At 71.6% G+C, this 9,346-nt stretch carries 9 protein-coding genes and 2 tRNA genes; 6 read left to right on the top strand and 5 right to left on the bottom strand.

Annotated features, from left to right (window positions below; all coding sequences use genetic code 11):
- Positions 1–2 precede the first annotated feature (2 nt).
- Complete coding sequence (locus tag R9X44_RS18980) at positions 3–2,099, bottom strand: SCO7613 C-terminal domain-containing membrane protein (RefSeq protein ID WP_319815531.1); 2,097 nt, start codon at positions 2,097–2,099, stop codon at positions 3–5.
- A gap of 137 nt (positions 2,100–2,236) precedes the next feature.
- On the opposite strand from R9X44_RS18980, the gene R9X44_RS18975 reads away from it, so the two are divergent.
- Entirely contained in the window at positions 2,237–2,857 is a 621-nt protein-coding gene (locus R9X44_RS18975; RefSeq protein ID WP_319815530.1) for an MBL fold metallo-hydrolase, read from the top strand.
- 311 nt (positions 2,858–3,168) lie between these two features.
- On the opposite strand, the gene R9X44_RS18970 is transcribed toward R9X44_RS18975, so the two are convergent.
- From R9X44_RS18970 to R9X44_RS18960, 3 genes are all read right to left on the bottom strand, one after another.
- On the bottom strand, positions 3,169–3,654 hold the full coding sequence (locus tag R9X44_RS18970) for a hypothetical protein (protein WP_319815529.1): 486 nt from the start codon (positions 3,652–3,654) through the stop codon (positions 3,169–3,171).
- Between the two features lie 175 nt (positions 3,655–3,829).
- A tRNA-Phe gene (locus R9X44_RS18965) sits at positions 3,830–3,906 on the bottom strand.
- A gap of 14 nt (positions 3,907–3,920) precedes the next feature.
- Positions 3,921–3,994, bottom strand: a tRNA-Asp gene (locus tag R9X44_RS18960).
- A gap of 272 nt (positions 3,995–4,266) precedes the next feature.
- Here R9X44_RS18960 and R9X44_RS18955 point away from each other — a divergent pair.
- From R9X44_RS18955 to R9X44_RS18935, 5 genes are all read left to right on the top strand, one after another.
- Positions 4,267–5,262 carry a hypothetical protein gene (locus R9X44_RS18955; RefSeq protein ID WP_319815528.1) on the top strand — a complete coding sequence of 332 codons (996 nt, stop codon included), beginning with the start codon at positions 4,267–4,269 and terminating at the stop codon, positions 5,260–5,262.
- 78 nt (positions 5,263–5,340) lie between these two features.
- Entirely contained in the window at positions 5,341–5,982 is a 642-nt protein-coding gene (locus R9X44_RS18950; protein WP_319815527.1) for a hypothetical protein, read from the top strand.
- Between the two features lie 69 nt (positions 5,983–6,051).
- On the top strand, positions 6,052–6,996 hold the full coding sequence (locus tag R9X44_RS18945; RefSeq protein WP_319815526.1) for an aliphatic sulfonate ABC transporter substrate-binding protein: 945 nt from the start codon (positions 6,052–6,054) through the stop codon (positions 6,994–6,996).
- Entirely contained in the window at positions 6,996–7,748 is a 753-nt protein-coding gene (locus R9X44_RS18940) for an ABC transporter permease (RefSeq protein ID WP_319815525.1), read from the top strand. Before R9X44_RS18945 ends, R9X44_RS18940 begins: the two co-directional genes overlap by 1 nt.
- A complete protein-coding gene (locus R9X44_RS18935; protein WP_319815524.1) occupies positions 7,721–8,434 on the top strand; it encodes an ABC transporter ATP-binding protein in 714 nt (237 codons plus the stop codon). Before R9X44_RS18940 ends, R9X44_RS18935 begins: the two co-directional genes overlap by 28 nt.
- Before the next feature lie 2 nt (positions 8,435–8,436).
- On the opposite strand, the gene R9X44_RS18930 is transcribed toward R9X44_RS18935, so the two are convergent.
- Positions 8,437–9,276 (bottom strand): ribonuclease HI, encoded by an 840-nt coding sequence (locus R9X44_RS18930; RefSeq protein ID WP_319815523.1) that lies wholly within the window; start codon positions 9,274–9,276, stop codon positions 8,437–8,439.
- Positions 9,277–9,346: the final 70 nt, after the last annotated feature.

The following is a 9,346-nucleotide window of genomic DNA, read 5'->3' as shown; positions in this document are numbered from 1 at the left end:
CGTCAGCGCATCGCGCCGAGAGAGGCGCTGAGCCTTCTGGCGCGTGCCAGGTGCCGCTCGTAGGTGCCGCCGACGACGAGGAGCAGGATGCCGACGGCCCCGATCGGCAGCCACTGCGGGACCGCCTCCCAGACCCGGAGGGCGTAGGGCGCGGCGATTTCGGCGGCGTCGAGCACGAGGAACACCGCGCCGTAGACCGCGGGGGCCTGAAGCCGCAGCCTTATGCCTGCCAGCAGGACGGCGAGGGAACCCGCGCCAAGGAGCAGCGGACGGGTGAGGCCGGGGTCGTCGAGCAGAAGGACGAGCGTCGGAAGGAGCGCGAAGGAGAGGCCGGGGCCGTAGGCCAGCCATGAGGAGGACAGGGACGCGCGCCAGACGTGGCCGAGGAGGAGGGCTCCCACGGCGACGGGAAGGGTGAGCGCCTCCACGGGGGCGTCCCGGCCTGCGGCTTCGGACGCGTAGTGCGCGGTCACCCCTGACCAGATGACCGCGCCGACGCCCGTCATGACCCGGACGACGGGGGTGCGGGCACGGGCCGAGGCGGCGGCCATGGCGAGGAACGTCCCGGCCGTCACGGGGAGCGCGAGGTCGGGGGCCGCGTGCTCGACCGCCGTCCAGGCGGCGACGAGCACCGCCGCGCCCTCGCCGAACCCCTTGCCGCGGCTCAGCATGGCCCCGGCGAGCAGGGCGAGGAACAGGGCGGCGAACCACAGCGCGGTCGTGACCGCGCCGAACCCGGCGGCCGAGGGGATCGCGGCGGCTCCGGCGGCGAGGACGACCGCGGCGGCGTAAGGCAGCCGTTGCAGGGCGAGGCCCGCGGCGACGGCCGTGAGGTGCACGGGCGTCCATCCGGAGGCGATCTCGTGCCGTGACAGCAGGACTGGCACGACGTCGGTGAGAGCGAGGACGCCGACGCCGCCGAGGCAGAGCCAAGCGACCATCCTGAACGCCGATGTCCCGGTTTCGGAAGCCGTGCCGAAGACGCCGCGCAGGACGTCGGGCATGAACGGGGGCCGCAGGACGGCCAGAGCCAGCGGCGGGAGGGCGGCCAGCGCGAGCGCCGTCGGGACGTCCTCGCGGAAGGCGAGATTCGCCAGCGGCAGGAAGAGGGCGAGGACAAAGAACGCGGCCCCGGGGAGCGCGTAGAACGGGTGGATCCGCGAGGTCCACAAGGACGCGAGCACTACGGCCGCGACAAGGAACGGGAGCAGTTCCAGCGTCGCCGCGACGTTCCCGTCGACCTCGAAGAGCCCCTGGGCAAGGAGGAGTCCGAAGACGACGACGAAGGAGACCGACGCGGTGACGATCGCCGTGTGACGGACGTGTACGGGCACGTCGAACCGGGTCAGGAGGAACACGGCGAGGGCGTTGGTGAGGAACGCGGCGGTCTGCGCGAGCGGTCCGCCGTCCAGCGCGGCGACGAGCAGCGGCGCGGGGAACAGCGCGGAGACCACCGCCGCGACCGCGGGAAGCCGCACCGGAGCCCAGCGCGCATAGACGGCCCAGAGCACGGTGATCGCCAGCGCGCTTATGGCGAGGAACCATGCGAGGTCGACGCGTTCGACGGCCTGGTAGACCGCGTAGCACTCGAGGAGGGTCAGCAGCAGGCCGACGCCGGCCGCCGACTCGGCGGTCGCGCCGACGCCGCGCCTGGCGAGCGGCCACGGCAGCGCAAGCGCGACGCCCGCGAGCACGGTGAGCACCGCGGCCCGCGCGCCGGGGCCGAGCGTCCCCCAGCTGACCACGGTGAAGACGAGCGCGGCGATTCCGACGAGCCCGACGCCGACGACGAGCAGCAGATCGCGCACGCTGCGCCGGCCGAGTTCCGGACGCGGCCCGCTCAGCAGCCCTGCCCGCTGCGCCCACAGGGCCGCGCGGCGCTGCCCGATCTCCATGAGCCGCCCGCGCAGGGCGTGCTCCTCGGCGTCCAGCACGGCGATCCGCGCGCGCAGGGCGGCGAGTTCGTCGGCGACGGGTCCGGTGAGGGGAGCCTTGCAGTACACCAGGGCGCAGTGGGTGGCGGCGGGGTCTGCGACGGGTGCGCCGCAGTTCGGGCACGCGGGCGGGGGGCCGGGCGGGGGGCCGGTCGTGTGGTCCATGCCCGCATGATGGCTTTCGGCGACCCGTGCCGAACATCCGCTTTTGTACTTAATCGCTGGGTGTGTACGTCAGCCGTCGGGTGCGTCATGGCCAGGGCGGATGTGCGCGACGCGGGGCGGTTGGTGATGATGGGGCCATGCAGCTGACCCGATTCGCCCACGCCTGTGTCCGGTTCGAGACGCCCGAGGGGAGGGTCGTGGTCGACCCCGGCGCGTTCTCCGGCACGGACCCGCTCGCCGACGCCGACGCCGTCCTGATCACCCACCTGCACTTCGACCACCTCCAGCCCGACGCGCTCAGGGAACTGCGCCGCAAGCGCCCCGACCTCGCCATCTACGGACCGCCGTCGCTCGCCGAGCCGCTGGGCGACCTCGCCTTCACCGCAGTGCGCAACGGCGACGTCGTCGAGGCGGCCGGGCTTTCGTTCGCGGTCGTGGGCGAGGAGCACGCGGTGATCCACCGGAAGATCCCGGTCATCGAGAACGTCGGCTACCTCGTGGACGGGGTCTTCCACCCCGGCGACGCGCTGACCGTCCCGGACGCGCCGGTCTCGACGCTGCTCGCGCCGGTGAGCGCGCCATGGCTGAAGCTCGGCGAGGCCGCCGACTTCATCAACGAGATCGGGCCTGGTCGCGTCCACCCGATCCATGACGCGCTGCTCAGCGACATCGGGACCAACGTGACCGACACGATCCTCGGCGGGCTGATCGGCGCGGAGTATGTCAGGCTCGGTGTGGGCGAGTCCGTCACGTTCTGATCGGAGGCGGCCCCGGCTTTCAGCTTTCGAATCAGTGTTCGATAAGCTTGGAGGCCATGGAAACGTCATGGGCCGAGGGGTCTCCGGTGACCTGTCCGTACGGTCACCGGCTCGGCCCCGGCCGTGTGCTCGTGGGCTGGCGGCCGTGCCGGTGCTCGCCCGCGACGGGCGGGCACCGCACCTACTCCTGCCGGGCCTGCCAGGCACTGTCCGACCAGCGTCAGACGACGTGCCACCAGCCGCCCTGCACGGCCCAGAGAAAGACCTGAGGCCCCGCGCGCGTGCGGCGGGGCCCCGAGATCGGCGGAGGGTCAGCGGCGCTGCTCGACCTGCTCGCGCTCCGCGTCGCGCGCCTCGCGCTCGGCGTGCTGGTCGCGGTCGTGGATGCGGTTCGCGCCGCGGATGATCTCACCGCGCGGGATGCTGCCCGGCGTGGGCGCGCCCCAGCTGACGGTGTCGTCCATGATCTTCACCGCGAGTCCGGCGGGGATGCACAAGACGGCCACCGCCACGCAGATCCACATCAGGATCCACGCGTTCATGACGAAGGCGACGGCCCCGACGATCAGCGCGACGATCGCGGTGATGACGACCACCCACGACGACGCCTTCCCGTGCGGATTCCCGTGCGCGCGCGGCAGGTTGTAGTACTCCTCGTCGATCGTGTGCGCCCCGCTCAGCGTCGCGCTCGACCCCGTCCGCGCGACGCCCGCACCCCCGCGCCGAGCCCTGTCGCCACCCCCCGGAACGTTCTCCCTCTCCTCCGGCAGGCCCTGATCCCTCGACTCCCGGGCCATCACTCACCTCCACGTGAGACGGAACATCTCTTTCCAGTCCCATTGCCCGACCCGTCACCCCCGAACCACCCAAACCCGCCACAAAGCCCAATAAACCTCATTCCCCAACCAATCCCGTGATCCCCCCCACAAAGCAAGAAGCCCAGTCCGAGTGAATCGGACTGGGCCTCTGAGCTGGTGGCCAGGGGCGGGGTCGAACCGCCGACCTACCGCTTTTCAGGCGGTCGCTCGTACCAACTGAGCTACCTGGCCGTGATATGGGAAAGCGGTCCTGACGGGACTTGAACCCGCGACCTCCACCTTGACAGGGTGGCGAGCACTCCAACTGCTCCACAGGACCTTGGTGCTGCTCCCGGGGCTTTGCGCTTCGCTCCGGGGCAACGTGGAAAAGCTTAGGCGATGGTGAAGGGTAGTGCCAACTCGGATTCCAGACAGGGGAGATCCCAGGGTTCGAAGGGGCGCTGAGCTGGGGGTTTCGGCTGTACCCGGCGTCGGACGCCGCCTCTGACGTAACATCCGAGCAGCGTCCGAACAGCGTCTGGGCAACGCTGTCACCCGTGGATGGGCCGTGTCGGAGCGGCCGATCCGCCTTAGCTTCCCCGTGGAGCCGTCATGCTGCTGGGTGCCTGCCGTTCGCTCGCCGTGGCCGCGCGCGACGGCGCGCCGGACTTCCGGGAGCGCCTCGAGGCCGCCATGCGCCTGGCCCCCGACGCCGCCAAGGACGAGCTGACGGCGTCGGCCAACCTCCTCATCGACGCCTCGGCCGAGGTGCTGCCCGCCAGGGGAGGCTGGCTCGCGGTGCTGGCCGGGGCGTTCGCCGAGCGCGGCGCGGACGCCGACGGCATCCCCCTCGTGGCGAGGCTCGGAGGGGTCGCGGCGGGCGCCGTGGCGTTCGCCGAGGCGTGGGAGGGCCGGCCGCCGCCCGCGTCGGCCGGGCCGTCCCCGCAGATCTGGGAGCGGACCGTGCGGCTGATGGGCGACCGGGCGAAGATCTCGATGCAGTGCTGGTACGCGCTGCCGCAGTTCACGCGGGGCGCGCTGGCGCTGCTGCTGCACTCCCCGGCGACGCGCGCGGCGGTCGCCGACTTCGACGAGGCGGTCGACCGAGCGGTCGCGCACTGCGCGGAGCTGCGCGACGTCCAGGAGCTGCGCAGGGTGCTGGACGGCGAGCCGCTGCTCGTGCTGCACAGGCCGTCAAGGCAGGGGTGGACGGTGACGATGCGGGGCGTCACGGACAACTTCCAGCTCCACACGCTGCTTGCCGGGCTGCTCGTGGGCGTCGACCTGCTGGGCCGCCCGCCGCATCCGGGCTGGGTCGCGGCCTTCTCCGACGGGGCCGCCGACGCCGCCCTGCCGCAGGTCGAGGGCTGGTGGGACCTCGCCGACGCGCACGGCGAGGCGGTGTGGAACGAGGGGGTCCCGGCCGACATCCCCCTGCTCGGCGACACGCGCGTGCTCGTGCTCGATCCGCTGTCCCGGCCGGGGCAGTGGCCGGAAGGACGCCGGCACCCCGAGGTCCCCGGCCTGCTCACCCTCGACGCGACCTACCACCCGGACGATCTCCTCGCGTGGTGGCCGGTGCTGAAACCGCCGGTCGCGGGAGGCTAGGGGCTTGCCTGCGCGGGCCGCGTCCGCCTAGGGTCCGGATGGATACACCGTTTCATTCAAGGAAACATTGGGTGATCCATGGTCTCCGTCCTGATGGCCGTCGTCTGTGTCTGCCTCCTTGCCCTCGCCGTCGTCGCGGCGCGTACGCGCACCCCCGTCGGAATCGCTCTCGCCGTCCTCACTGTGGGACTCGCCTACGACAACGGGGCCATCGCCGTAGGCACGGTCCTCGGATACGGGGACGCCCTTGAGGCAGTCAACGTGCCCAGGTACTGGATCCACGCCCTGTTCACGCCGCTGCTCATCGTGGTGGGGGCCGTCCTCGCGCGCAGGCTCGGCGTCTCCGTCGGCACGCCGCTGCTCGCCGGGGCCGGGGTGCTCGCGGCGGCGCTCGTGGTGGTCGGTCTCGTCACCGAGGCGTTCGGCCTGCACCTGAAGCCGGAGACCTATGCCGACGCGCTCCGCTACGTCCACGCCGAGCCCGGCGGCCCGCCGCTCGCCGCGATCGCGACGATCGTGGTGCTCGGCGTGGTCGGCGCCGTCGTCTGGCGCAAGGCGGGTTTCCCCTGGTTGTTCGCGGGGGCGGTGACGATGTTCGTCGCGGCGGGAGTGGGTTTCGCCCACTTCTGGATCAGCAACCTCGGCGAGCTCGCGCTCCAGACCGGCATCGTCGCGACGCTGCTGCGCTCGACCCGGGACGCCTCGGTTAAAGCCAACTAAACCTATACAAACGGTAGGTTATACGGATAGTGTGCGGCGCAATTGCAGCGTTCCCACAAGGAGCCCCCCATGCGCCGCCGCTTCACCACAGTCCTTGGCGTGCTCGCCCTCCTGGGCAGCCTCACCACCGCCTGCGGAGGAGGTGACGAAACCGAGGCGGGCGCCCAGCAACTCAAGATCGGCTACCAGAGGTTCGGCGGCCAGAGCCTGGTCAAGGCCAAGGGCGAGGCAGCCGACGCCCAGTGGTCGCTGTTCGAGAGCGGCCCCGCGCTCACCGAGGCGCTGAAGGCCGGCGCGATCGACATCGGCCAGACCGGCGAGGCCCCGCCGATCTTCGCCGCCGCAGGGCAGACCGACTTCAAGATCATCGCGACGTCGGAGCCCGTTCCGCAGGGCGAGGCCGTCCTGGTCAAGGAGAAGAGCGGGTTCACCTCGTTCAAGGACCTCAAGGGCAAGAAGGTCGCCCTGAACAAGGGCTCGAACGTCAACTGGCTCCTGGTGAAGCTGCTCGAGGCCAACGGCCTCAAGATCGAGGACATCGAGGTCCAGTACCTCAAGCCCGCCGAGGCGCGCCCGGCGTTCGACAACGACCAGGTCGACGCCTGGATCATCTGGGACCCGTACTTCTCCCTCGCACAGTACGAGGGCGTCAAGGTCCTCGCCGACGCGACGGGCCTGGCCAACAACCGCGAGTACCTGCTCGCCTCGCCCAAGGCGCTCGAGGAGAAGGGCGACCTGATCCGCGAGTTCGTCAAGACCTACCGCGAGGTCACCGACTGGGGCATCGCCAACCCCGCCGAGCGCGTCAAGCTGCTCGCGCCCGAGCTGAAGATCCCCGAGGACGTCGCCGCCCGCGCGCTTGAGCGCAGCGCCAAGCCGCTCGCCCCGGTGACCCCCGCCATCGGCGACGAGCTCCAGGAGATCGCCGACGGGTTCACCACGCTCGAACTGATCCCGACGAAGGTCGACATGAAGTCCCGCATCGACGACCGGTTCACGGACCTGTTGAAGTGATGAAGGCCAGGCGACTGATCACGCCGGTCGTGCTCGTCGCCGTGTGGGAGGGCGCCTCGCGTGTAGGCGTCCTCCCGCACGAGAAGCTGTCCCCGCCGAGCGAGGTGCTCGCGGCGGCGTGGCGGCTCTCCCTGGACGGCACGCTCGGCCTGCACCTCATGGAATCGCTCCAGCGCGCTTTCACCGGCCTGCTCATCGGCGGGACCCTCGCGCTGATCCTCGGCTCCGTCGCCGGACTGCTGCGGATCGGGGACGACCTCGTCGACCCCGTCGTCCAGGCCGCGCGGATGCTTCCCCACCTCGGCCTCGTGCCGCTGCTCATCATCTGGGTCGGCATCGGGGAGTCCCTGAAGGTCTCGCTCGTCGCGCTCGGCGCGTTCTTCCCGATCTACCTCAACACCTACGCGGGCATCCGCGACATCGACGAACGGCTCGTGGAGGCGGCGCGTACCTGCGGGCTCAGCGCGCTTGAGCGGGTCAGGCACGTCATCCTGCCCGGGGCGATGCCGTCGCTGTTCCTCGGGCTGCGGCTCGCGTTCGCGGCGGGGTGGCTGAGCCTCGTCGTCGGCGAGCAGGTCAACGGGGTCAGCGGCATCGGCTTCATGATGATGGAGGCGCGCGACTTCAGCCAGACCGAGATCGTGGTGCTCGGCCTGCTCGTGTACGCGTCGCTCGGTCTGCTCTCGGACCTTCTGCTGCGCACCGCGGAAAGGAGGGCCCTCGCATGGAGGCGCGGCCTTCAGGCGTCGTAGCGGCGACGGGCGTCCGGCGCGCGTTCGGCGACGCCGTCGTGCTCGGAGGCGTCGACCTGTTCGTGGAGCCGGGGGAGATCGTCGCCTTGCTCGGCGCGAGCGGCTCGGGGAAGAGCACGCTTCTGCGCGTGCTGGCGGGACTGGACGAGGACGCCGAAGGAGAGGTGCACACCTCGGGCTCCAAGGCCGTCGTCTTCCAGGAACACCGCCTGCTGCCGTGGAAGCGGGTCGTGGACAACGTCGCCCTGGGCGTGCGCGGCAAGGACGCCAAACAGCGCGCCGCGACGGCGTTGGAGGAGGTCGGCCTTGCCGAACGCGGCAAGGCGTGGCCTTCTGAGCTGTCCGGCGGGCAGTCCCAACGCGTCGCGTTCGCGCGCGCGCTGGTGCGCGAGCCTGAACTCCTTCTCCTTGACGAGCCCTTCGGCGCGCTCGACGCGCTCACAAGGCTGAAGATGCAGGCGCTCTTCGCGAGGCTGCACGAGGCCCACGGCTTCGCCGCCCTGCTCGTCACGCACGACGTGGACGAGGCGCTCTTGCTCGCCGACAGGCTCCTCGTCCTGGACGGCGGGCGGATAGCCGAGGAGATCAAGGTCGACCTCGGCCATCCGCGCTCGGTCGACATGGAGGGCTTCGCCGTGCTGCGCCGCCGTCTGCTCGGCCTCCTGCACGTGCCGACCGAGACCTGAGGTCAGGCCGACAGCGGGGCCGCCTGGCTCCAGCTGCGCAGGAAGGAGTCCACGAGGCCGGCGGAGCGCTCCTCGGCCTCGCGGATGCCCAGTTCGGCGGCCGCGTGCCGTCTCCCGATGGAGGCGAGCGCGTCGGCCGCCTCGTTGAGCAGGTGGCCGCTGTGCGCCTTGACGTGCTCGAAGCGCAGGCCGTCGCCGCGTGCGACGAGGCGCGCGAGCGGCGGCAGGTCGGGGGCCGCGCACCCGGCGGGCAGCGCGCGCGTGTCCCCGCGCCGCCACCTGCGCAGCAGGTCGAGCGCGCCGCGGCTGTCCACAAGGACGGTCATCGGCGTGCCCGGGGAGACCACGGACAGCAGTAGCCGGACGGCGCGCAGCTCGGTGACGAGGATCTTCGACGGCCCCACCGGGTCCTGCGGCGTCATCCTGTGGCCGCCGAACCCCCAGCGGCCGTCAGTGGTGAGGAAGCCGGTTCCGCCGAACCCGTCCTTCCATGACGCGTCCGTGGCGGCCGTCAGCGGGCCCGTCCCGACCCAGCGCCCGATCCGGCCGGTGACCGGCACGGGACGCCTCCGCGGCGCCGTACGGGGCCTGTGGGCCGTCACGGAGGCGGGGTGGGTGTGCGGCTCGGCGCGCAGGGTCAGTTCCGCGAGGGACAGGACGGTCGCCGTCTCATCGAGCACGCCGGCGGCCGCGGATCTGAGCGCGAGCCGGGTGAGCACGCCGACGCGCACACATCCCTCGCATTCAAGGGCGACAAGGACATAGCGCTGGAGGCGGCTGAAACGGTTCTGCAAGTCGGCGGGCAGCGCCTGGTAGACGGCGCGGAACTCGGCGGAGGTCATGCGGGGGGACAGCGCCAACACCTCCCCGCGGGGGGCGCGCTCGCGGGCGCGCGGCGGGGGCCTTCGGTCA

Origin of the sequence: Actinocorallia sp. A-T 12471 (assembly GCF_033875155.1) — a bacterium.
In the GTDB taxonomy this organism is placed as follows: domain Bacteria; phylum Actinomycetota; class Actinomycetes; order Streptosporangiales; family Streptosporangiaceae; genus Actinocorallia.
Note: the sequence above shows the minus strand (reverse complement) of the source record. Positions and strands in the feature narration are given on the sequence as shown.